The sequence below is a fragment of the Microcystis sp. M083S1 genome (genome assembly GCF_020246405.1).
Taxonomy (GTDB): Bacteria; Cyanobacteriota; Cyanobacteriia; order Cyanobacteriales; family Microcystaceae; genus Microcystis; species Microcystis aeruginosa_C.
In genome coordinates this window covers 1-22,305 of sequence record NZ_JADBTB010000071.1, presented here as the reverse complement: position 1 = coordinate 22,305, position 22,305 = coordinate 1, and the positions used below count along the sequence as shown (strand labels likewise).

Annotated in this window: 22 protein-coding genes, 1 tRNA gene and 1 CRISPR repeat array; of the genes, 7 read left to right on the top strand and 16 right to left on the bottom strand. The window is 42.6% G+C overall.

Features of this window, described 5'->3' with window-relative positions:
* Window positions 1-135: 135 nt before the first annotated feature.
* The 3 genes from IM450_RS06895 to IM450_RS06885 form a co-directional block, all read right to left on the bottom strand.
* Complete coding sequence (locus tag IM450_RS06895) at window positions 136-510, bottom strand: hypothetical protein (protein ID WP_110578215.1); 375 nt, start codon at window positions 508-510, stop codon at window positions 136-138.
* A 42-nt stretch (window positions 511-552) separates the two neighbouring features.
* Window positions 553-1,440, bottom strand: coding sequence for an alpha/beta fold hydrolase (locus tag IM450_RS06890; protein ID WP_287665575.1), 888 nt, complete (start codon window positions 1,438-1,440; stop codon window positions 553-555).
* A 79-nt stretch (window positions 1,441-1,519) separates the two neighbouring features.
* Window positions 1,520-2,227: an SIMPL domain-containing protein gene (locus IM450_RS06885; RefSeq protein WP_287665573.1), complete on the bottom strand. Its 708-nt coding sequence runs from the start codon at window positions 2,225-2,227 to the stop codon at window positions 1,520-1,522.
* 439 nt (window positions 2,228-2,666) lie between these two features.
* Here IM450_RS06885 and IM450_RS06880 point away from each other — a divergent pair, with 439 nt between their 5' ends.
* Window positions 2,667-3,614, top strand: coding sequence for a hypothetical protein (locus IM450_RS06880; RefSeq protein ID WP_004268193.1), 948 nt, complete (start codon window positions 2,667-2,669; stop codon window positions 3,612-3,614).
* 418 nt (window positions 3,615-4,032) lie between these two features.
* Complete coding sequence (locus IM450_RS06875; RefSeq protein WP_287660376.1) at window positions 4,033-4,635, top strand: Uma2 family endonuclease; 603 nt, start codon at window positions 4,033-4,035, stop codon at window positions 4,633-4,635.
* Window positions 4,636-4,756: 121 nt separating this feature from the next.
* Here IM450_RS06875 and murA read toward each other — a convergent pair whose 3' ends face one another.
* Window positions 4,757-6,070: a UDP-N-acetylglucosamine 1-carboxyvinyltransferase gene (gene murA / locus IM450_RS06870; protein ID WP_287665571.1), complete on the bottom strand. Its 1,314-nt coding sequence runs from the start codon at window positions 6,068-6,070 to the stop codon at window positions 4,757-4,759.
* Between the two features lie 191 nt (window positions 6,071-6,261).
* On the opposite strand from murA, the gene IM450_RS06865 reads away from it, so the two are divergent.
* Window positions 6,262-6,345, top strand: a tRNA-Leu gene (locus IM450_RS06865).
* Window positions 6,346-6,407: 62 nt separating this feature from the next.
* Entirely contained in the window at window positions 6,408-7,199 is a 792-nt protein-coding gene (locus tag IM450_RS06860; protein ID WP_287665568.1) for a TrmH family RNA methyltransferase, read from the top strand.
* 75 nt (window positions 7,200-7,274) lie between these two features.
* On the opposite strand, the gene IM450_RS06855 is transcribed toward IM450_RS06860, so the two are convergent.
* From IM450_RS06855 to IM450_RS06845, 3 genes are all read right to left on the bottom strand, one after another.
* The gene (locus IM450_RS06855) at window positions 7,275-8,054 is read right to left on the bottom strand and encodes a hypothetical protein (protein ID WP_287665565.1); all 780 of its coding nucleotides are present in this window, start codon (window positions 8,052-8,054) and stop codon (window positions 7,275-7,277) included.
* 153 nt (window positions 8,055-8,207) lie between these two features.
* Window positions 8,208-8,393: a hypothetical protein gene (locus IM450_RS06850; protein ID WP_002737595.1), complete on the bottom strand. Its 186-nt coding sequence runs from the start codon at window positions 8,391-8,393 to the stop codon at window positions 8,208-8,210.
* Window positions 8,394-8,682: 289 nt separating this feature from the next.
* Entirely contained in the window at window positions 8,683-9,375 is a 693-nt protein-coding gene (locus IM450_RS06845; RefSeq protein ID WP_287665560.1) for a Crp/Fnr family transcriptional regulator, read from the bottom strand.
* Between the two features lie 474 nt (window positions 9,376-9,849).
* On the opposite strand from IM450_RS06845, the gene IM450_RS06840 reads away from it, so the two are divergent.
* Entirely contained in the window at window positions 9,850-10,038 is a 189-nt protein-coding gene (locus IM450_RS06840) for a hypothetical protein (protein WP_002737442.1), read from the top strand.
* Window positions 10,023-10,319 carry a type II toxin-antitoxin system RelE/ParE family toxin gene (locus tag IM450_RS06835; protein WP_002737690.1) on the top strand — a complete coding sequence of 99 codons (297 nt, stop codon included), beginning with the start codon at window positions 10,023-10,025 and terminating at the stop codon, window positions 10,317-10,319. The genes IM450_RS06840 and IM450_RS06835 overlap by 16 nt, the downstream gene beginning before the upstream one ends.
* A gap of 154 nt (window positions 10,320-10,473) precedes the next feature.
* Here IM450_RS06835 and IM450_RS06830 read toward each other — a convergent pair whose 3' ends face one another.
* Window positions 10,474-11,910 carry a GTP-binding protein gene (locus IM450_RS06830; protein WP_287665558.1) on the bottom strand — a complete coding sequence of 479 codons (1,437 nt, stop codon included), beginning with the start codon at window positions 11,908-11,910 and terminating at the stop codon, window positions 10,474-10,476.
* A gap of 155 nt (window positions 11,911-12,065) precedes the next feature.
* Between IM450_RS06830 and IM450_RS06825 the strand changes: the two genes are divergently transcribed.
* On the top strand, window positions 12,066-12,974 hold the full coding sequence (locus IM450_RS06825) for a transglutaminase family protein (protein ID WP_287665555.1): 909 nt from the start codon (window positions 12,066-12,068) through the stop codon (window positions 12,972-12,974).
* A gap of 322 nt (window positions 12,975-13,296) precedes the next feature.
* Here the strand turns inward: IM450_RS06825 and IM450_RS06820 are convergent, their stop codons facing one another.
* From IM450_RS06820 to IM450_RS06785, 8 genes are all read right to left on the bottom strand, one after another.
* Window positions 13,297-14,925 carry an RAMP superfamily protein gene (locus IM450_RS06820; RefSeq protein WP_287665552.1) on the bottom strand — a complete coding sequence of 543 codons (1,629 nt, stop codon included), beginning with the start codon at window positions 14,923-14,925 and terminating at the stop codon, window positions 13,297-13,299.
* Window positions 14,926-14,930: 5 nt separating this feature from the next.
* Window positions 14,931-15,338, bottom strand: a complete 408-nt coding sequence (locus tag IM450_RS06815) for a hypothetical protein (RefSeq protein WP_287665550.1) — start codon at window positions 15,336-15,338, stop codon at window positions 14,931-14,933.
* Between the two features lie 19 nt (window positions 15,339-15,357).
* The gene (locus IM450_RS06810) at window positions 15,358-16,185 is read right to left on the bottom strand and encodes an RAMP superfamily CRISPR-associated protein (protein ID WP_002736838.1); all 828 of its coding nucleotides are present in this window, start codon (window positions 16,183-16,185) and stop codon (window positions 15,358-15,360) included.
* A 142-nt stretch (window positions 16,186-16,327) separates the two neighbouring features.
* Window positions 16,328-16,453 (bottom strand): hypothetical protein, encoded by a 126-nt coding sequence (locus IM450_RS06805; protein WP_287709533.1) that lies wholly within the window; start codon window positions 16,451-16,453, stop codon window positions 16,328-16,330.
* 281 nt (window positions 16,454-16,734) lie between these two features.
* Window positions 16,735-17,718, bottom strand: coding sequence for a type III-B CRISPR module-associated Cmr3 family protein (locus tag IM450_RS06800; protein ID WP_287665546.1), 984 nt, complete (start codon window positions 17,716-17,718; stop codon window positions 16,735-16,737).
* Window positions 17,719-17,728: 10 nt separating this feature from the next.
* Window positions 17,729-19,153 (bottom strand): Cas10/Cmr2 second palm domain-containing protein, encoded by a 1,425-nt coding sequence (locus IM450_RS06795; RefSeq protein WP_287665543.1) that lies wholly within the window; start codon window positions 19,151-19,153, stop codon window positions 17,729-17,731.
* 7 nt (window positions 19,154-19,160) lie between these two features.
* Window positions 19,161-20,189 (bottom strand): SAVED domain-containing protein, encoded by a 1,029-nt coding sequence (locus IM450_RS06790; RefSeq protein WP_287665541.1) that lies wholly within the window; start codon window positions 20,187-20,189, stop codon window positions 19,161-19,163.
* 15 nt (window positions 20,190-20,204) lie between these two features.
* Window positions 20,205-20,807: a Uma2 family endonuclease gene (locus IM450_RS06785; protein ID WP_287665539.1), complete on the bottom strand. Its 603-nt coding sequence runs from the start codon at window positions 20,805-20,807 to the stop codon at window positions 20,205-20,207.
* Window positions 20,808-21,468: 661 nt separating this feature from the next.
* Window positions 21,469-22,095: a CRISPR direct-repeat array (repeat unit 36 nt; unit sequence CCTTACCTATTAGGTCAAATAGGATTAGTTGGAAAC).
* Window positions 22,096-22,305 lie beyond the last annotated feature (210 nt).

Sequence of the window (22,305 nt, the reverse complement as noted above, 5' to 3'; positions counted from 1 at the left end):
TGAAATGGGGCGAAAGTCTGTGGACTCTGTGTAAGACAGTACATGGTTTTTTAACTGTGGTATGCGACGGTGGTGGAAGCAGAAACTTAAATCGTGAGGTTTAGGAATCGCCGCACTTTTAGGGCGGCGAGGATGTCAACTGTTAAGACCGCAGTTTCCCCGCGACCAACCCCATTCTTCCACTCCCACGGAAATTTGCGAACCGGGACGGACATCTCCTTTGGATAAGTCTATCAGAGTGACACTGACTGCGGCGAATAAACTGCCCCGATAAATCGGCTGTCCTTTGTTGTTGGTATTTTTAAAACTAAGGCTAGAAACTTGGGGAGGTTGACCGGAGCGCGTCCAGCGAATGCGCTCAAAACGTCCATTGATAAATTCTGCTGAATAGGACCAACCGTTATTCATGCGGCCTCGACAAAAAAGCTGTTGTGTGGCTACAGTAGGGGGAATATTGACAGATAAACTCAGAAGGCTGAAGGTAGCGAGAGCGATCGGCAAAAATTTCATAAAAGTTGGCACTATAGGGTCAAATAATCCTATTATAAGTTTTTAGTTCGCAAATTTAACTATCGCGGCCGCGGTAAGTTCCGGTTTTTCGAGATGGGGAACATGACCACAGCGAGGAATCCAAACCAGTTGATTATTGGGTAAGGCCTGCTGAAATATCTTCGCGTCTTTTGTGCCTAAAATTTGATCGTTTTCTCCCCAAATAATCAGCGTTTCTCGGTTTATTTGGCTTAATTTCGGCAAAAATGCCCCATAACCGCCACTTTTGGTAAAGGAGATTAAAGCCTCACTCCAGTGGGGACAATTCAGGTGCAGATTGGCACAGGTGCAAGCATCAACAGTGGCCAAAGTTGCATCAAAATAGGCGGTACGACTGATATTTTGACGCACGCGGGGATTGGCTAAAAAATTAGTTGCCCACTTATCGAGGGGAGAAAACATCAATTTACCCAAAACTGGGGGGTTAGCTAGTCCTGCGCTGTCAATCAGGACTAATTTTGCCACTATTTCCGGGTAGGAGAGGGCAAAATCTAGGGCTACTGCACCCCCCATGGAAGCACCGACTAAAATTATCGGTTCTGCGATCGCAGTGTGCCAGAAATGGTAAAGATGGCTTTTAATAGTTTTCGGAGATACTTGTAAATCTGGGTATCGCTCAGTAAAACCGAAGCCGAGTAGATCTATCGCCCAAGTTTCCCTATTTTGGGCGAGTAAGGGTAGTAAACGCCGAAATTCCAGCAGGGAACTATCAAAACCGTGCAGAAGGAGAAAAGGCGGTTGACCTTGCCCTTGTTGACTATAGGTAGTTAGAATCGATCGAGGATAGATGGGGCTATCGATGGCAATTTGTTGGATATTTTGGAGGAGAGCAAGGGAGGTATCTTCACTCAATCCCTCCCTAACAGTGGGTAAAAAGTTGGGATAATTCACGGATGAGGGCGAAAGTTTGATGAGGCAACAGGCAAGAGGTGGTTAGATATGTGTAGTTAGTTGTCTCTAGCTACAGATGTTAATAGCTAATTTCGAGGGTGACAGCAGCGCGCAGGGTTTGTTCCCCTCCGATAACCGGGCTACTGGCAGCATCGGCACTCCGAAAAACCGCTTCTGAGCGGGCTATTGGCACGGGATTACTGGTATTACCCACTTGGATAGAAACCGTTTCTTTCGGCACTAAACCGAGGGCTTGTAACACGATTGTAGCCTGTTCTCTAGCTTGTTCCGTGGCTTTGATGAGAGCGGTTCTTTGGGCAGCTGCGATCGCTGATTCTCCAGCAGTAAAACTGACCCCATCGATGCGTGTTGCCCCGACTTTGACCGCTTCATCGATTAAAATCCCCGCTTGGGCTATATCAACCTGAAAACTAATCAAATTAGCCCCGATATAACCGATTAAACGTCTTTGGTTGTTGCTGAAGTCGTAATTGGGCTGTAAACTAATGCCAGTGGTTTCCAATTTTTCCACTTGACGGGAACGGAGAAATTTAACCACCGCATCGCTACGAGTGGCGGTTTCCCGCTGCACCTTACCCGCTTCTTTGCCTTGAATTTCTACCCCTAAGCGCACTATTGCTTGAGAAGTGGCGATATTTTCTATTCCTTCTCCCGTTACGGTAATTGTCCTCAATTCTCTTTCGTTTGCGTAACTAGGCATAACTAATCCGGTGTTGATGAGGATAAGGGACAGCAAAAAAGCCAAGCAAAATTTTCTGTAATTCATGAAAAATCCGTAGCGATCGATACTATATTTCGATTCTAGCCTTTATTTTGGGCAATTGAGTGGAAGATTATCCCTTTTCTGTCACTTTCGCAATATTGGTGACTAAGCTCTGGGAACTTGAGAAGGGGCATTTAAGCAATGAGTGTGAAGAACCACAGAGACACAAAGAACACAAAGACCGATCGCTATTATATAAGTAGGTAGGCGTTAAAAGTTATCAGACACCCCCCTTATCAAGGGGGGATTAAGAGGGGATCGGCACCCCCCTTATCAAGGGGGGCAGGGGGGATCGAACCTAAAATCCATTTTTAATTTAATTATAACCAGCTACTTAAGTTAAACTTATCACACAGAACCTAGAAGAGCCGATAAATTCTCAAAACTTGCTATGATCTAACAAGATTGTTAATGCACTTTCTCGGATTAATTATCCCCTGCAATGACGCGCCAAATTCACGACCAATTTGCCAAGGAATATTTAGAAGAACTCTTAGCGTCTCTAGGGACGATTAAAAAGAGCAAGAAAGTCAAGAGTGAAGTTCAAGAAATCGATGTCTGGTTTGAACCAGCCAGTTCAGCATCAAGGACTGAATTACCCTTGGGCATACTCGCTAAAATGGCGGCGACTTGCTGCTTATTTGAACCCTTCCGTAATCCTCCCTCCGAGGTAGAGATTCGCAGCTGCATCTCAAAGTTATATGCGGTTCATGGCGAGGTCTTGAGGAAGGCGAAACGGACAAACAAAACTCTAACTGAAGCTGAACTACCAGTTCTCTGGATTTTAACGCCTACTTTTTCGGCGAGAATGATTGAAGAAGTCGTGGGAATCCCCCCTTCATTCCTACCGGAAGAGGGGATGAAAGAGGAGTGGGGAAAAGGAGTTTATTTTTCCCCTAGCCTGTTCAAAACAGGAATCGTCGCCATCCATCAATTACCAGTCAATGAGGAGACTTTATGGTTGAGGGTACTAGGGAAAGGAGGGACGCAAAAACGGGCAGTAGAAGAATTAGTGCAATTACCTGAAGGTAATCCTTTCCAAGAGAATTTACTGGAAATTCTGGCCAACTGGCGCAAGAGTTTGGAATTAAGAGATAATTTAAGTGCCGAAGAACAGGAGGACATTATGAACCTATCACCAGCTTATTTACAACAACGAGAAGAGTGGAAACAAGAAGGGATACAAGAAGGGATACAACGAGGCAGTTTAGAAGGACAACTATCCCTGATAACCAGTCTTCTGGAAGGACGTTTTGGCAGCCTAGATGCAGAATTATCTGGTCTGGTGGAACAGATTGCCCAACTTCCCATCTCCGAACGCACCGGGTTACTTCTTTCTCTGGCTAATTTATCTCGCTCAGAACTGTTAGAAAGATTCAGGGAAAATTAAACTTTCAATCCCCCCAAGCTAGGAAAAACTATCCCCAAGCATTAATAGAAAACGGGTTTCTCGGAGAAACCCGCTTTCTGTGCGTTACTCAACGGATTTAGTATGACAACTGATAAAAACCCCTCCAATTAATGAAGGGTAATTGTCGGATTTTATTGATGGTATTAGGAGACTTTTGTGGTTTCTTTTTCTGAAAAGACGGACAATAAAATAACAATACACACTCTCCTTTTTTTAAAATGTATTCTAAGCTACATTTTTATAAATATTTACATTACTCTCCGTCAGGCTTCTTTGGCAAGGTTAAGAGCGATCGCATTCTATCTTTTGGTAGTTAATAATGCCGTTGACAAGAGCTAAGTTAAGATTGAAGGGCATTCAGTTGTTAATTCGTGTAATTCTTGAGTAGGGCGAAAATATGACGACACTACTTGTACAAGCGACCTCGGCTCCTTTGATGATTGATCTTCCTTGGATTATGCCGATGACGGAGGAGCAATTTTATGAATTTTGTTTAGCCAATCGAGATTTACGCATTGAACGCAGTGCTAGTGGAGAAGTGATCGTTATGCCTGCTGCTTTTTCAGATACGGGTAATCGCAATTTTAATATAGCTGTGCAACTGGGGAGTTGGTCAGAACTAGATGGAACGGGGCTTGGGTTTGATTCTAGTGCGGGTTTTACGCTGCCCAATGGTGCGACTCGTTCACCCGATGCTGCTTGGATTAAATTAGAACGCTGGAATGCTTTAACAGAAAAACAAAAAGCCTCTTTTGCCCCCATCTGTCCCGATTTTGTCATTGAATTACGTTCTGCTAGTGATACAGTATCCAGTTTGCAGAAAAAGATGGAAGAATATATTGCCAATGGTACTTTATTGGGTTGGTTAATCGATCGCCAAAATCGCCAAGTCTATATTTATCGTCCCCATCAAGAACCGGAGATTTTAAATGCTCCTGAAACCATTAGTGGTGATCCAGAATTGCCGGGGTTTGTATTAGTAATGGCTAAGATTTGGTAAATGCGATCGCTGATGAAAGGTTCCGTCAATATAGAACAACCAAGCACGATTAACGCTGTTCTATCGGTGTTGCTCACGGGAATCCTCAACACTGATAGAACAGCGATAACTAATCATCCTGTTAAGATTGGGTCAGGGTAGCCAATTCTGAGGCCAAAGGATCAACCCGGCGTAAATTTGCCCCTAATGCTCTTAATTTACCCTCTAAATTATCGTAACCTCGATCGAGGTGATGGAGTCCCTGCACAATAGTAGTCCCCCGGGCTGCCAATCCTGCTACCACCAAAGCTGCCGAAGCGCGTAGATCCGTGGCCATCACCGGCGCCCCGGAGAGGAAAGGCACACCGCGCACTAAAGCCACATTTCCTTTGACCTTGATATCTGCTCCCAGACGCTTTAATTCGGCCACATGACGCAGACGGTTTTCAAAAACCGTCTCATTAACCACGCTACTGCCCTCGGCTAAAGTTAACAGAGCCATAAATTGGGCCTGCATATCTGTGGGAAAACCGGGATAGGGCAGGGTTTCGATATCGGTGGCTTTTAAGTCTTTAGGGATAATCCGGAGACGATTGGGACCATCTTCCACCACTTCCGGACCGATTTCGTGCAGTTTGGCAATTACCGAAGCTAAATGGCTGGGAATTACGGGATAAAGACTAATTTCTGAGCGGGTAATCGCCCCGGCTATCAGTAAAGTCCCGGCTTCAATGCGATCGGGAATGATACTGTAATCGGTACTGTGCAGACGGGAAACTCCCTCGATGACAATTGTATTGGTCCCAGCACCGCGAATTTTTGCCCCCATGGAAACACAAAAATCGGCTAAATCAATCACCTCTGGCTCCTGGGCTGCATTACCGAGAATGGTTTCCCCGTCCGCTAAAGTCGCCGCCATCATTAGGGTTTCCGTCGCTCCCACACTGGGATAATCCAGATAAATATTCGCCCCTTTCAGACGACCATTACCCTTAACGCGGGCGTGTACCATGCCGCCATCGATTAATACATCTGCACCCATTGACTGTAGGCCTCTAACGTGCAGATCCACTGGTCTGGCCCCAATGGCGCAGCCGCCGGGGAGGGGAACTTTTGCTTCTCCTAAACGGGCTAAAATCGGTCCAATGGCAAAAAAACTGGCCCGCAACTGGGAGACGAGATCGTAGGGTGCTTGAGCTTGTTGGAGGTCTCTGCCATCAATCTCTAGTCTATCTCCGGTGCGACGGACCTGCACGCCCAAAGCCGAGAGAATTTGACTCATCCGCTCGATATCGGCTAGGGCTGGTACATTACTAATCTGGCACTCGTCGGAGCAGAGTAAAGCTCCTGCCATAATCACTAGAGCGGCATTTTTGGCACCACTGATCTTGACTTCACCCCGGAGAGAGTGACGACCTTGAATTTCTAAATAGGGATGCTCGGTATCGATGGTCATAGGATGATTCATTTATCTTAGTTGGGAGTCTTGGCTAAGGAAAGCTTCGGTAAAATGAGACTGCATCTTATCAGATTTTTGAGGAAATTATTGGTGATTCTACCCCGAAAAGCGATTTTTGTCTTAATTATCTGAACTATCTTGACTTATGGATTGTCCGATAGTATGATAGGAGATTGTGAAAGAAAAATGCGGAACTGGCGGAATTGGTAGACGCGCTAGATTCAGGTTCTAGTGTCTGCAAAGACTTTCGGGTTCAAGTCCCGAGTTCCGCATTATCTCCCTCAAAACGTAGTTATTTAGGGCAGCCCTAGCGGGGTGAAAAATCCGATTGGCTATGATTAGCAGTGTTCAAAACCCTTTAATCAAGCAAATTCGCAAGCTACACCGCACTAGAGAGCGACAGGAGCAGAATTTGTCCTTAATTGAGGGAACCCACTTACTAGAGACGGCTTTAGCCGTGAATTGTTCCCTAGAGACGGTTTGTTATACTGAAAAGTGGCAGCAAAGACAGGGACAATTAGCAGAGAAGCTTCCAAATCAGGCGAAACGAGTCGAGATAGTTTCCCCGGAAGTCCTCGCTTCCCTAGCGACAACGGTTAATCCCGATGGTGTGATTGCCACTATTGCCCGTGATCACCTTCATCCAGTCCCCCAAAATCCGCTACAATTGGGCTTAGTTTTGGAAAGATTGCAGGATCCGGGTAATCTCGGCACTATTATCCGCACTGCCGTGGCTACAGAGGTACAGGGTATCTGGTTAAGTCTCGATAGCGTCGAAATCGATAACCCCAAAGTGATCCGCAGTTCCGCCGGGGAATGGTTTCGATCGCCCCTGGTGGTAGAATCGGATTTATCGGCTTTAGTGAAAAAATATCAAGCACAGGGGGTAAAAGCGATCGCGACTTTACCCACAGCCACCAAAAGCCACTGGGAGATTGATTTTACCCGTCCGACTTTAATATTATTAGGCAATGAAGGAGCTGGTTTATCACCCCAATTAGCGACTTTAGCCGATGAAACGGTGAAAATTCCCCTCTTTGGTGGTGTAGAATCTTTAAATGTTGCGATCGCTACTGCTGTCATCCTCTACGAAGCTAGAAGACAATTAAGCTGCCCGCGCATTTGAATTGCTTGTTGAGATGAGGCACTCATGCAAGGGGCAAGAGGCAACAGTAAAGAGATTGGGGGAGATTTAGCCAATCTAAGAAAGTGATAGCAAAGTAGCGATTGCGGGGAGCAGTTTTGCACATGACTCGGCCAGTTTGGCAGCATCGGGCAAACCGGCAATCGTTCCTTTGAGAATTTTCAAAGCAGTTTTTGCCGCTTTTTGGAGTGCATTATCTTCAGGTTTCTGTCCTGCTTCTGCCAAGGTTTTGACCTGTTCCATCGCCTCCGCTTTATCTTCCGGCGCTAGGTGGGATTCATTTTTGATCGCAGATTGAAGCTGTTCGAGCAGTGTGGCCAGTTGAGTTGCTTCAGGGGTATTCGTCGATTGCAGTTGACCGATGCTGTTCGTGACCACACCGCTAATTTGTCCGAGTGCAACCCCGGTCATGGTTTGGTTTTCGCCTGCGGCGGCAATTCCGCTCACGTTTCCCTGTACGCCGCTGATGTTGACGTTTCCTTTATTTTCTGTCATAGTTTCTACATGGTTGTAATAGTTTTTCGCGTAAACCTTTTGGCTGCTGATGGCGGGTTCAGCAAAGTTAGAATCAACCGCTTCATAAGCTTTTTGTGTTAGAGCGCCCTTGTATTCATCCGAGGCTATTGTTTGCAAATTAATATAACCAGATTTTTCTAATCCACCGAGCGTTGGGAATTCGACCTCAGGACAGCTATCAGAACCCGTGTAATTTGGCCAACTAGGGCCGTTGAAAACCTGAGGACCCCACAAAATATTGTCCTCGGCGGGAAAATAACCAGCCCGTACTCCTTCAACTATCCATCGCAAAAGGTTTTTTTGTTTTTCTGTTAAGGTCATATTTATACCTCGAAAAGTAAAGAACAGTACTATTATACTATTTACTTTTGATTTTCGTAACGGGAATTTGCTAAAACCGACCTTTATATAAATCCCTCGGATAGGTGAAACTGTTTCTATGAATAGTGAAATTTGAGACAGTCAACCAATTTTTTACACTTCCGTTTTTTTGGCAGATTTTGGCGGAATTTGGGCGGCTGTTAAGGTGACAATTTGGCCATCTTTGAAAATGCTGATAGATTCTCCTAAGAGGCGGTGTCTCTCAATTGCTTCTGCGATTGCGACTCTAACACCTGTATCGATTCGTTCCGATAATTTATCAGGAATTGGCTCAGTCATAAGCTATCTCGGTTGTTTGTTGCCAGATAGAGGGGTCATAGATTTCTGGGGTTGCTGATTGGCGATGGGAATCTTCTTGTGTGGGGTTTTTAAAACCTAGAGCCAAACTAACTTTTGGATAGGATGCACAGTTTGGTGACTTTCTCTCACTTATGATGAGCAGCAGAAGTTATTCAAAGAGGGCGAATGCAATTCGCCCCTACAATAAACAATATTATTGCGCCAATGGTAGGGGCGCATCGCGTGCGCCCAAAATGTCCTAGATAGATATTTCTCCAAAGCAGAAAAATTAATTCTGACTCAAAAATAAACTGGGCAATCCGATAAGATTATCCTGCTTAAAAAAGATCGAATTTTGTTGTCGCAATTTACCGATTAATCTTGTTACTGTTACTCTGGTAGTGCCGATGGCGCTGGCAATTTGAGCGTGAGTTAGGGGATAGGGGAGATAATACCCTTCCCCACAGGGTTGACCGTATTCTTCCAATAATAAAACCAAGAACCCCATTAATCGATCGAGGGAGCGTTTTTGACCGAGAATACTCAACCAAAATAACTTACGCTGGTATTGATGGCGAAAAGTTTCCATAACAGCCGATCGCAATTGCGGCCATTTTTCTAGGTCTTCCCAGTATAACCAGACTAACTCGGTTCCGTCTAGATGAGCTTGGGCTTGTAATTGAAAGGGAAATTGAGAAACAATCTCAAAAGGTTGACCTGCACCCACAAAACCGAGAAATACTTCCTCACTATCGGCCATAGGTAGTTGACGGGCGGATTTTTGGTCAATAACGTTAACTTGTGCCTTACCAACAATACGAATCGCCCCAGATTCCACAAAGTATAATAGCCCGGGGCGCGTGGCTACTTTTTCATCTTTGGCAAAGGTATGGTTACGATAATGGGATTTTGCCCAGTTAAAGATTTCTGTTTCTTGACCGATTAAGGGTATAAAATCCGACGAAGGAACCGAAGAAGACATTAAAATTAATAACCCACTGGGGCGTTGAGGGAACTGTAAACTAATGTAACAAAAAATTGCTGCGATTGGGGGGGTCTTGTGGCCGCTAGATGGTTATCGGTCAATAATGCCTAGAAGTCGCGGGGATTGGGCAGATAGGGGAATTATTAAGCATTCTTAACAGAATACCCGCCCCAATGTTACAAAAGCTAGATAATCAGCTTATCTATTCTTAACTTTTTCTCGCTTTTCCGGGGACTATGGCATAAGATAGGATGCGTGACTATTAGTTTTCTATCTATGATATAGCGTTTCTCTTAAAGATGAAGTATAAAGAAATTTGGCATTATCTCTTGGCGACCAGCTACTGTTAACCGTTCTCTGTTCCCTAAAACCAGATACTTCGTACCTCACTATTAAGATAACTGCCCATAGATGATAGTTGATAGATAATTTAAATTTATACTTTTCCTTAAAAACTTCGGTCAAACTTGTATGAATAGCATTAGACAAAAAGTTGAATCCCTCTTGAATCAATTACCAGATGATTGTTCAATTGAAGATATTCAGTATCATTTATACGTTCTGGAGAAGGTGCGTCAAAGTTTGAACGCTGCCTCTCTGGAGAATACAATCCCCCAAGAAGAAGTTGAGGGTCTTTTAAACAAATGGCTGATCGAGTGAATTATCGCCTTGTCTGGTCGCCCAAAGCAATTGAAGACGTGGATGCGATCGCATCTTATATTAGTCGAGATTCCCCGTCCTATGCGGCGGCCGTCGTGCGTCGAATTCTTGATATAAGCTATTCTTTAGAAAATTGTCCCCTAGAAGCGAAAAAATGCGCTGAATTTAGTGATGATACCATCCGAGAAAAGTCTGCCTATGCCTACCGTCTGATCTATCAAATTCAAGGGGCGGTAGTTATTATAGCGGCGATCGTCCATAGTAAGCATTTCTTGGATTGATCGAGTCAGTGATCAGTGATCAACCATTAGGAGTCAGGAGCCAGGAGTCAGAAGTCAGGAGTCAGGAGATTATTTTTATTTATTCTTCCCACTTCCTACTTCCCACTTCCCCACTTCCTAATTCATAATTCATAATTCATAATTCCCACTTCTCCTAACCCCCACCCGCCAATTTTGAGCCTAATTCCCGCTTAATCCGGTTGAGAATCGAGGTTTCATCGAGGGAATCGAGAATACTGGCTACCACTGCCTTCGGGCCATCGGGTCCCCAAGTGGCCCCATTAGCGAGATAGGTTTTCGTCACTTGGCCGATCGCGTAACAGGATACACCGGCAACTCCCGCTTGAGTCAGGGCGATCGAAGTATAGGGAAGGAGAGAAATGCCGCCAGTGGCAGGAATCGAGAGGCCAAGCAGTCCTTTGAGGGAACTTAAGCCCAAAACCGCTAAAAATTCGCTGGCACTAATACCCCCCATATTGAGGGCAATTTTTTGTAAAAGAGCGATCGCCCCCTGACGAGTTAAATCGATGCCGTATAAGCGAGAAAGAGCGAGAATCATGGCCAGATCGATAACTGCTCCCGTAAACAGATCCAACACCGTCACTGGATTGAGAGCGATCGCCGATGCTTTGATCATCACTGCTTTTTGAATCAATTGATTAGCCCCGCGATCACGGATAGCCATTTTGCGGGCGACAATTTGCTCGTTTACCTCGTCCGCATACAGCATAGAATTGAGTGCTACGAGCGATTTACCCTCTCGCTCTAGAATTTCCAAAATTTTGAGTTTCAGAGCTTCTATCTGGGGTTTTCCCCGAAATCGTTGCGTTTTTAGCCGCCCATCCTGCCCCTTGACGGTCTCCGTCAGGAGGGGAGAGGCTGCCACCATAACAATCTCATCGGGGGAGAGTAATTCTTTCACCCGTTCTGAGGCGATTTTCTCATAGATAGCGAGGCGATCGACTTCCGGATACTGATCGATTTTATTAAAGACCAAAATCATCGGTTTTCCCGCTTCGCGTAACTTGGCCAAGGCGGAAAATTCCACTTTGGTCATATCACCGGAGATGATAAAAAGGATTAAATCCACCTGCTGCGCCACCTGACAGGCGAGAATTTCCCTCGTTTGCCCATCTACCTCATCAATACCGGGAGTATCAAGCAATTGCACCTGAGCATTACCCTGGCCGTTCAGGGTCAGACGCGCTAGATTGGGGAAAGTATCATCGCTGCTTAACTGCCAATTTACCCCTTTAATGGTGCGGGTAACTCCGTGTAAAGGACCGGTTGTAAAGATTTCTTGACCGACCAGAGCATTTAAAATCGAGGATTTTCCCCGGCCCACCAGACCAAAAGCGGCAATTTGAATCAGGGAGCGATCGAGTTTTTCCAGCAGGGCCACTAGGTGATCGATCTCCGCTTCTAGACCAATTTTCTCGATCGAGGTAAGATCCAGACGCTCGACAAGTTTGCTCAGAGAATTGCGTGCCTGATTATAGTTGAGTTCTTCTTGAATAGTGCCGACACCTCGAAGCGCTTGTTCTAGGTCTTCGGTATTCCAAGCTCGATCGAGGGACGGGTCAGAGGTCATTTCAGTTATCAGTGATTAAGTAGGTGGGTGTTAAAAATTGTCAGATACCCCCCTTATCAAGGGGGGATTAAGGGGGGATCAAGGGGGGATTAAGGGGGGATCAAGGGGGGATTTATCTTCAATTATAACCAGCTACTTTATTAAGGATAATCAGGATGAGTGTCATCTACGACTTGGAACACATCACCACCTATCATTATCGTAAACCGGTAACTTTTGGGGAACATCGGGCGATTTTTTTGCCTAGTGCCGGTCACGGTGAAAGAATTATCAGTTATTCTGTAGAAGCGAATATTGCCGCCAAAACGCGCTGGACTATGGATACTCTATCTAACAACGTGGTAGAGCTTGAATTTGCTGAACCAGCGTCAGAATTAATCGTTACCTGTCGATTACGGGCGGAACATTTTGGCTTAAAAGCGATCGCTGATTTTCCCCTGGATCAACGGGCGATCGAAATTCCCATCCAGTACACCCCCGATGAATGGTTAGATCTGGTGGTGTTTATGCGTCCCCACGCTGAGGATGCCGACGGCAGCTTGGCAGCTTGGGCCAAAAGTTTTGTAGCGGGGGACCAAGATGATACCCTCGATGCCATGGCAAGAATGATGGCGGCTATCAAAGATAATTTTACTTACCAAGCCCGGGAGAGTGAAGGAACTCAATCCCCCGGAGAAACCCTGCGGCTAAAGTCGGGAACTTGTCGCGATTATGCTTGGTTGATGATCGAAGCTTTGCGAAGATTGGGTTTAGCCTGTCGTTTTGTCAGTGGCTATCTCTACGATGCTGCCCTCGACGGTGGTGAAGTGGGGATGACTGGCTCTGGCGCTACCCATGCTTGGTTACAGGTTTATCTACCCAGGGCCGGTTGGCGTAATTATGATCCGACTAATCAAATTACCGCCGGCTTTGATTTAATTCGAGTGGCGATCGCTCGTCATCCCGGTCAAATCATACCTCTTTCTGGTTCTTGGTTTGGTGATGCCGATGACTTTTTGTCTATGGATGTTAAAGTAACCATTCGCAAGTTGGGGACGCTGCCGGATTTTGATCCGAGGGAATAGGTTGAATTATCGGGTTTTTTCTTGACTGGCGATCGCAAAAAACGGGTTTCTCGAAGAAACCCGTTTTCTACTCATGCAATAAAGCGAAGATTGCCATTAGGTTCTAGCATTTTTATCGATTTTTGTCAAGATATATTTGACACAATTTATTAGAAAAAGGGTTTCTTTTAAAAACCCTTTTTCTGTTTTTCAACTAATCCTATTTGACCTAATAGGTAGGGAATAAGAGTAGGGCTAATTCATGAATTAGCCCTACTTTTTTAGGTTCCAACTAATCCTAATTTGTCATTAATTTTGCTTAGGTGCTTAACTATAAACGGGATTATTTCGGCCAAATTTTTTGAAATTTTCCCTCTTGACCATTATTCTCGTCTAGAAAACCTAGAAAATAAGCACAATCATCAGAGTCATCAGGAAAAATTGTTAATAATTCTAGGTATTGATGATTATTTTTGGAATACATTCGATGCCAAAGACGACCAACTTGATTGATATTTTTTGTTACTATTCCTGTCACCGAGGTTTTATAGATACTTAAATTATCCAATTTTTGATAGGCTCTGTGAAGCCATTTTATGGCTAGTGAATCATCTTTATCTTCGGCAATTCTTCCCCAAACTTCGACATTTTTAGGATGCCAACTTTCTCGCCAGTTAGCACTATTATCGGGAGTTATGGGGATATTTTCTTGTAAGTACATCCATTGTTTAGCAATAGTGCGAACATCTTTGATAAAGGGATGAACATGAGTTAAATCTCTGACTTTATTATCGTTGATTAAAGAACTTTTATCCCCCCATTGCCAATGACAGCCAATTAAGGGTTTATTGGGATAATAATCCTCATAGAAAATACTATGATCTGCTCGTCGCCATGATTTACCAAATCCTCCTAATAACATGGCAAAACGAGTGAGAAAACAAATTAATTTTTTTAAGCATTCTTGCTGGTTTTCGGGGAGAGATTGGGTGAGAATCCAGCGTAATTCTCCTGTTACTGTGTAGGTGGGTTCCTTGTAACCCTTGGCAAAGGTTCCTAACTCTAGAGATTTGACACAAAAATCGACCGCTAGTAAACCTTGGCTTGCTTCTCCGTCAATTCCTCCAAATAGCTGATTAACTAACTTTTCGGCATTTTCAGCATCAGTTAAACCGCCAAAAATACGCAAGGCATGACCGCGAATTGCTCCTCGAAAAATATTGGGTCGAAATTCCCTTGCACCATCGAGGCTTTTAGGAGCCATTCCTTGCCCTTTCAGAAAACATTTATATAAAGGTTCTTTTGAAGGTTTAATGTCTTTTGGCAAGCCGTAACCGCTACTAACACGGCATCCTAGACCAGATTCTAAAGCTCTTTCCCAGATAGTCCAAATCTCCTCCCAATCGGGTTGTTCTATTGAGGTAGAAATGCCAAATTTTAGGGTAGGTTGATAGAGAGAAATTAAAGCAAAACCACTTTCTCCACTGGGTTTTTGTCGAGTGTTTGGGGTTTTTACTTGCCATCCCTGTTGCGGGTGAACAATATCTAAAAGATTTTCCGTCCAATCATTAACGGGATAACCGCCATGGAAGCGCAAAAGACTAGGGTTATCACTATCTTTTTCGAGGTGATAACGTTGTTTTTGTTCGGGGGTGCAAGCTTGACAAAAGGCTCCTTTCATGCTGGAACCGGGATAAAATGGTATGCCATAAGCACCCATTACAGGCCTAATTATTCCTTCATCTTGTCCCCCATTAGTGACAAATCGCCATGATATTTGATATTCTTTGGTTTTTACTTCTTGACCAAATTGGGGAGGATTTTCATCGACTCGTTCTATCCATTCTTTTACCCATTTTTGGCTATCATTTTCATCTTTTTTAGAGTCAATATATTGTAATTGCGATCGCCCTTTGGTTTGTGCGCGAAACATCAGGGGGATTTTGTCACCAATATCGGGAATATTAACCATATAATTTATCGCTCCTTTGTTCCTTTATATCTTTGAGTCCACCAAACTAAACAATCGCATAGTTGCGTTAAAACAGCGAGGGTAATTCTCTGGTCTTCTAGCTTTAATTCCCAGAGTTTTTCTGCCATTGCTTGAACAGATTCGGTATCATTTATCTGTACGGTATCGTTAGGGATAGGAATCCCCGCTTCTGCCATGGTTTCGACTAATTTATCCCAAGTTTCTTTCCAGTATTGTGCTTTATTGGTTTCCTTGGATTGTAAGCGCAGATGTTCACCCCAGAATCTTTCTAGTCCATAGGAAACGGATTCACGCATTTTAAAAGATTGATTGAGAGAATCTCGATCCCGTAGTTTGGCAGCGAGAACTAATTTCTGAGCAATGCGATCGAGATTGTATTCTTTCCAAGCCATAATATTAGATAAAATGTAATTATTGATTAGCGTAGTTTAAAATAGTAACTTGGCAACGACCAAAACCGATAGATTCTAATCCTCCGAAATATAATTCTTTTTGGTTTACCGATTCTCCAAAAGGTTGCCATCCTGTTTCTTTGCAAGCAATGGGAAAAACTAAAATACTACCCACGGGTAAAGCTTCCACATTGAAAAAAGCTCCTTTTTCTGTATCCACTTTTTTCTGACCTTCTAGTAGTTTAACCCTGCTTTGTCGGTAGAGTGCCATATCGTGCAGCATGGATATATCGTTATCATCAACGACGACTAATTGAGAAGCTTTTAAATCCGCTTGCGGGGGAATCCACGAAGAAAGCTCCTCTAAGTGTTCAATTTCGAGAAATCCTAAGTTAAAAAATAAAACTTTGCTATTGCGGTTAACTCCCTGCACTACTCGCGCTTGTAAACTAGGGGAAGCAGTATAGGGATTGGGTACTTTTGCAGAGATTCCCGTGATTTGTTTATAGCGTTTTAATAATAGGGGAGAAGTGACCCAAACTATCGGCTGTCCGGGACAAAATACCGGCAACCAAACGAGGGAAGCATATTCAAATTTAACTTTTGCTTCGGTGGTCCCTCCGTCTTCTTGTCCTGGGATTGTTTCGTGTCCGTACCATGTACGTTTTTCATCTATATTGTTCATATCGGCACGAAAACGGCCGCGAATAGAACTACCGGGGATAATTGCTGTTTGGGTGAATTGGTCACGAAAAATGAGGTTAAGATTACCCGTTTCTTCTCCTGCGGTTGCTCCCACATGAAGGGGTGCTAAGGTTTCAAGTATGCCATAACTTTTGTGATACATTTTTGGGTAAAAGTGAGTATTTTAGATGCTTAGGGATTATTCTAAACTAGGTTAACATTAATGTCAGGATTTTCTAAGATTTTGTTAATATTTTATCGTGGTATTTAGGCTATTAGGACAGCACAAAGCTATAGATTTATTCCTAATCAATTGCAACACCCTTTAATAATTCATCGATTTCTTTAGCCATTTCCTCTGTGTAAGTAGTGAGAGAAGAAGGGTTTTTAAAGGCATCTTCTACCAAAAAATCTAAAAACATACGCATCATTTTATTTTTGCTAATTTTTGAGCCTTGATTATTACCACTTTTTCAATAATCTAATAAAGCTTTTCGAGGAAATCTAGTTTTTAGTTTTGCCATAGCTATCACTTATGCTCGTCTCATTTACCCTACTCAATAATTAGCTGGTTATAATTAAATTAAAAATGGATTTTAGGTTCGATCCCCCCTGCCATCTTGATAAGGTAGGGTTGATTCATGAATCAACCCTACCCTTGATAACGGGGGTGTCTGATAATTTTTAACGCCTACCTACTTAATTATAGGCTTTATTTGGCAATATTTTCTAAGGGTAAGGCTAATCCGCAGCCCCAACGTTTGAGAGAAACCCCTTCGCTGGGGAACCAAGATTCCTGCCAATTTTGCCAAGATGGTAAGGGGTTTTTTAAGCGATAAACTGTTCCTGCGGGAACTGCATAACGTCCCCTAGATAAGCGCTTAACTTTATCTTTTCCTCCGAATCGATAACGATAGGTTATTGGTCTTTCGGTGTTGAGGGTTTCTAATTGCCAATCACTGGGATTGCGAGTTGATAGGCGATTTGTTCCCCAGATTGCGGCAGTAATGAGGGCAAAATATTGACCGACATCTTGATTAAATAAAGTTTGGAGATGGCTGCTTAGTTCAAGTGATTTAACTTCCACTAGATGGGATTCTCCACCAAAGCGATACCAGCCATTTTCTAGGGGTTGATTAGCTAAATAAACTAGACAAGCATCTGGATGTAACTGGACGGCATTTTCGAGGAATAATTCTCCAGTTTTTACCTTTCTTTGCTCCTCTAACAAACGCGGATGGAGATGGGGATGATATTGCCACGGAGAACCATAGGCTTTTTGAGGATTATACCATTGGTTGATAGGAATCCAACTATCTCGATCGAATTTTCCCTCAATTTGTTTACTGTCTTTCTCTTGCCATTTTTCTTGCCATGTTAAGGTGTGTTGAATTTTTCCATTGTCGTTATTTTCTTGGTCTTGAAAATAATTTGCGAGGGGTTTTTTAGCCAGATAAATAAAGGGAGTGGGGACAAAAAAGTTATCTGATTGTTCACTGTTTGCCCAAAAAGGGCCGGCAATTTGTAAATTGCGAATATTGGTGGGATTGCTGTGAGCAAATAGTCCCGAAACTGTGGCAGCAGTGGGGGGAAAACGATTTCCTGAACGTCCAACTAGATTTTCTGGAGACAGAAACGGACCGGCGCTACCGTAGAGAAATCCCAAAGGTTTAATTATGATCAGATATTGCAACATTTTTCTATGTTTAGGTGAGATGATTGGCCACTTTTGAGAGGTTAATTACCCAGTTATTTATATCTTGGTGAGAGGTGGTATCGATGGGTATATTTTGATTAAAATAAAGGTTAAAAACTGCATTGGCAATATCGTGATTATCATCGGTAAAAGCGCGGCGATTTTCTAAAGTTGCTATATCATTATAGAAATGTGTCCAGTTTTTTCCTTCACTGCGATCGCAATAACTATCGAGGATATCTTTTAAGTTTTCCCAGGGACAAACCCACTCTAAATAGTTACCACTGTTAAAAAGGATTCGCACCGCGAGACGATTTTTACCTTGATTTTTAGCGGATTTTTCTGCTTCTCGACATTGTTGTAATATGTCACGCTGAGGAACTCCTGAAGCTGCCCAAACAAAACCGACGCTAACAGTTATATCCTGAGAATAACCGTGTTTTGGCCAGATTTCCCGATGAAATTGATCAAACCAATATAGACAATCTTGTAGGGTTAATTTTGGTTCTGATTTTTGTGAAAACAAAACCCCTAGAAAGTCATCTCCTCCTCCATAAATAATGCGACCAAAGTTAAGATAATTTTCTAGTTCTTCTCCCCATTGTCGCATTCTTTGACTAAATTCTTTTCTTGAGGATATGGACAGATTTTTTAGGTAATTTCCCATCCCGTCACCGTCCCCTTGAAACCATCCTGTATAGGATTTTTCCTCGTAGCGATTTAGTTCCACAAATTTTTTAGGAAGTTCTAGGTTTAAAGGCTTGCCAATATCATATAATGTAATCATTCTTTTGACTAATTCGGGAATGCTAAGACGTTCGGTTTCATCGAGGATAGCATTAGAAAGTTTTTGACTTAATTGCTGATAAAATTCAGTGATTTGCTGATTTTGTTGGGAAATACTAGAATATAAAGGATGGGTTTGATCCGTCATTCCATACCAAACAATGGCATCGGAACCCGATAAGCTAGAACTTTCTCCTTGCCAATTAATTCCCGTCCAATCTCGTTGATATTTTTTCTGTTGCAGACTTTTAAACGCACAATCGATCGAGTCCTCTTGCGCCCAGAAGAATTCCCAAGTATGATTAATCCATAGGTTCCATTCTCGTCGCCAAGTATAATTGTATTGTGGTAAATTTTGTTCAATCCAAACCCGACACTTATTAACCACTTTTTGCCATGCGTCATTGAAGACTTGTTCGGCTTCTTTTTTGGGAAAATTACCCGCGATTAAGATTTGGTTGGGAGTTCCTCTTTTAACGTCAATTAAAGCCGGAGAAATAAGGCTACATTCAGGATATTTATCCGCTGCCTGACAGATAGCATCGGCAAGATAGGATAATAAAAAAGAACCACCGTACAAGTCCCTTAGTTTACGCGATTTTTCGATGAATCCTTGCACAGGAGCAAAGGTAATTACAGTATAGTTCATTTTATCTTTATTGTCCTCGATAAAGTTTAAATTCCTGAAGATTAATAAGATTTCTGTAGGTAGAATTTTCGTATTGAGTTAGGAGAATTGGCCAGTATTGTTGAACGGCCATTCCGACAAGTATTCCCAAAGTTATAGGCATGGAATAAACTAGCTTAATCTCTTGATAGTTTTTTTGTTGAGCGATATTGATAGTTTTAAAGATTTCTCTAGAATATTGTAGCCAATCTTCATTTTTTTCAATTGTACCACTGCCTTTACTTTTCAGATAAATTAAATCGCCGTAGTTTTCAATACTCTGATCATTAAGATTAATTTTATGGGAAGAAACATCGATGGCTATAGTTACTCTATCTTGACCTTTTTCGGTGACAACACGCTCAAATTTTTCGTATTCCTTAATATCTTCTTTGAGTTTGCGATCGCTAATTTCCACCACAGGATAATAACTATCAGAAGATTTATTATATTGAAAGATTTTTACTCCTTCGGTAGCGAGAATAGTGCCGACCATAATAGCGACGCTAATCGGACCGATATAGGCAAGATAAATAATAGTATTTTGGGGAGTTTTTTTCTTAAGTTTCTCTAGATTATAGCGGAGTATTTGCAGAAAAGCTTTCAGCATTTCTTGATCATAAATACCGGAGTAGTTAAAAATTAAGTCTGTTTCGCTAATATTGAGATACTGGTCAAGATTATTTTGATGATCTTTGTATTTATTTTCTGTTTCGATGATATTAAAAAGCGATTGCAGAGCCTTATTACTATCGGCAGGATTAGCAATTTTAATCACTATCGGTAGAGGAATCGCCTGATGTTTATAGAGGTCGTATTTCTGAGATTCTAGCCAGATACCGATGATAACTAGAGCCAAAGTAATCAGAAAAATTAGATAATATCCCTGGCCAAATTGATCGGCAATTAGTGCCAAAATAGCGGCGATGGCTAATGCTGCATTGGTGAGGGGATTAAAGATAATATTATAGGGATATTGACGCAGATTACCCAGGACATTTTTAAGAGATTTCAGCATAACTTTACTAGAGATTTAGGGCATAATATCGAGAAGACACAGAGACAATTCGGGAAAAACTGCCGAACTAATGCGCTCATAAAGACGATATAATTTTTGTTGATATTCATCACCTTCTAGCTGATAAATAGTCAAAGTAGGCTGTTTGGGTTTACCGATAAAAGAGATGCCACCCAATCCACGAAAATCGACAATCCAATATTCAGCAATACCTAAAGATGAGTATTCTTCAACTTTGCGTGCATAATCATCTTGCCAATTACTACTAACCACTTCTACCACTAATTTAATTGCTGGGGAGCTAGTTAAAATTGGTTGTTTTTCCCAGAGAGGTTCGGTGCTAAAGTCCACTTCATCCAAAATGATGACATCGGGACGTAAAGCAGTAGCTTGACCGGATTCTGGACGGAGCAAACAGTTTTTAGGAATTGTCCAGGGTAGATGTAATCGCAAGATTTCTCCCCACAGTCTTCCTGCGATTTTTCCCGCTACGGATTCCTGATGTCTAGTGGGTTCCAAGTCTCGCAACTCCCCGTCAATTAATTGATAGCGTGGGTCATCTCCATACTGGTTTAAAAAGTCTTCAAAAGTGAATAATTTAGGAGATAGGTAGGTCATGATTTTTATCGGATTAGACCTAAAGCTTGTTGTTGTTATCCATGATACTGATTGCTCGCCAGAATCGGGGGATTTTTGGGGTTAAAAAATCCTTAAAAAAAACTCCCACCCCTGCTACCCTCCTTAATCAGTAGCTAGACAATTAAGTAGGTAGGCGTTAAAAATTGTCAGATCCCCCCGCCTATCGGCACCCCCCTTATCAAGGGGGGCAGGGGGGATCGAACCTAAAATCCATTTTTAATTTAATTATAACCAGCTACTTAATTACAGATAATTACTTAAGCAAAATTAATTACACATCGAGAGGCGGAAACTGTACGCTAAAGTAGTAGAAAGGGTCAATCCTCAAGAGGATGATGTGCGCTTCTATGGGATTTCCGAAGAAGCTGTCTCTAGATTGTTGGTGATGGGAGGTTCTCCTCCTCAACCACTCCCAAATCTCTACATCATCTAGCTTGTCCCCTAACTCTTGACTGAAAATCGATGCACCCCCTCCCCGACCTAAAACCCCGATTCTCTGGTTAGATGTGTCGATTGCTCTCCCAGTCAGGGTTCTACCCTTTGGTATCGGGACTTTTACCCCCCCCAATACCACCTTTTTGGAGATGCGTCGATTTGGGGGTCTGTCTTCCCCTCTCGATGAGACTTTCCAAGGGGTACTCCTTACCTATTAGGTCAAATAGGATTAGTTGGAAACATAGTTCCGTCGGCGCATGGTTTGTTCCAGATGCGTTCCTTACCTATTAGGTCAAATAGGATTAGTTGGAAACTTACTCCCAAAATATTTGTTCCAATACCAAATAGCTTCTGCCTTACCTATTAGGTCAAATAGGATTAGTTGGAAACTATTAGAATCTCTCCTGGAGAGTTACCTTATTACGGTTCCTTACCTATTAGGTCAAATAGGATTAGTTGGAAACGCTTCAAACTGTTGCTTTTGGGATTCTAATGCCGATTGTCCTTACCTATTAGGTCAAATAGGATTAGTTGGAAACCCTTTTGTGAGATGATCAATCGATTCAAAATGGTAATATACCTTACCTATTAGGTCAAATAGGATTAGTTGGAAACAGGTTTTTGTAAAAACAAGCACCCTAAAATAACCCACCTTACCTATTAGGTCAAATAGGATTAGTTGGAAACTTTATTGGTCTTGCTATTAATCGATATTTCTGTCCTCCTTACCTATTAGGTCAAATAGGATTAGTTGGAAACTATAAATTCCCCCGGTTCTTGTAAACCCGTCACTCAGCCTTACCTATTAGGTCAAATAGGATTAGTTGGAAACTAGAAAAAGGGTTTCTTTATAAACCCTTTTTCTGCCTTTCAATTTTGTCGAAATATCTATAAGTAGGTGGGTGGAATTAAATATAAAATGCACGTAGGTTGGGCTTCGGCCGTGAGCTCAGCCGAACGGTTGAAGCATGAACCCCAACGCCCGATTATGTTACGCTACCGCTAACCCATCCTACAAATAATTGTGCCTACCTACTTAGGA

Coding starts and splice junctions, on each gene's coding strand:
- IM450_RS06880 (WP_004268193.1), top strand. CDS start 2,667: ATGACGCGCCAAATTCACGACCAATTTGCCAAGGAATATTTAGAAGAA.
- IM450_RS06785 (WP_287665539.1), bottom strand. CDS start 20,807: ATGACCTACCTATCTCCTAAATTATTCACTTTTGAAGACTTTTTAAAC.
- IM450_RS06850 (WP_002737595.1), bottom strand. CDS start 8,393: ATGACTGAGCCAATTCCTGATAAATTATCGGAACGAATCGATACAGGT.
- IM450_RS06825 (WP_287665555.1), top strand. CDS start 12,066: ATGAGTGTCATCTACGACTTGGAACACATCACCACCTATCATTATCGT.
- IM450_RS06810 (WP_002736838.1), bottom strand. CDS start 16,185: ATGTATCACAAAAGTTATGGCATACTTGAAACCTTAGCACCCCTTCAT.
- IM450_RS06790 (WP_287665541.1), bottom strand. CDS start 20,189: ATGCTGAAATCTCTTAAAAATGTCCTGGGTAATCTGCGTCAATATCCC.
- IM450_RS06830 (WP_287665558.1), bottom strand. CDS start 11,910: ATGACCTCTGACCCGTCCCTCGATCGAGCTTGGAATACCGAAGACCTA.
- IM450_RS06875 (WP_287660376.1), top strand. CDS start 4,033: ATGACGACACTACTTGTACAAGCGACCTCGGCTCCTTTGATGATTGAT.
- IM450_RS06835 (WP_002737690.1), top strand. CDS start 10,023: ATGGCTGATCGAGTGAATTATCGCCTTGTCTGGTCGCCCAAAGCAATT.
- IM450_RS06820 (WP_287665552.1), bottom strand. CDS start 14,925: ATGGTTAATATTCCCGATATTGGTGACAAAATCCCCCTGATGTTTCGC.
- IM450_RS06855 (WP_287665565.1), bottom strand. CDS start 8,054: ATGACCTTAACAGAAAAACAAAAAAACCTTTTGCGATGGATAGTTGAA.
- IM450_RS06845 (WP_287665560.1), bottom strand. CDS start 9,375: ATGTCTTCTTCGGTTCCTTCGTCGGATTTTATACCCTTAATCGGTCAA.
- IM450_RS06840 (WP_002737442.1), top strand. CDS start 9,850: ATGAATAGCATTAGACAAAAAGTTGAATCCCTCTTGAATCAATTACCA.
- IM450_RS06885 (WP_287665573.1), bottom strand. CDS start 2,227: ATGAATTACAGAAAATTTTGCTTGGCTTTTTTGCTGTCCCTTATCCTC.
- IM450_RS06805 (WP_287709533.1), bottom strand. CDS start 16,453: ATGATGCGTATGTTTTTAGATTTTTTGGTAGAAGATGCCTTTAAAAAC.
- IM450_RS06815 (WP_287665550.1), bottom strand. CDS start 15,338: ATGGCTTGGAAAGAATACAATCTCGATCGCATTGCTCAGAAATTAGTT.
- IM450_RS06895 (WP_110578215.1), bottom strand. CDS start 510: ATGAAATTTTTGCCGATCGCTCTCGCTACCTTCAGCCTTCTGAGTTTA.
- murA (WP_287665571.1), bottom strand. CDS start 6,070: ATGACCATCGATACCGAGCATCCCTATTTAGAAATTCAAGGTCGTCAC.
- IM450_RS06800 (WP_287665546.1), bottom strand. CDS start 17,718: ATGTTGCAATATCTGATCATAATTAAACCTTTGGGATTTCTCTACGGT.
- IM450_RS06860 (WP_287665568.1), top strand. CDS start 6,408: ATGATTAGCAGTGTTCAAAACCCTTTAATCAAGCAAATTCGCAAGCTA.
- IM450_RS06795 (WP_287665543.1), bottom strand. CDS start 19,153: ATGAACTATACTGTAATTACCTTTGCTCCTGTGCAAGGATTCATCGAA.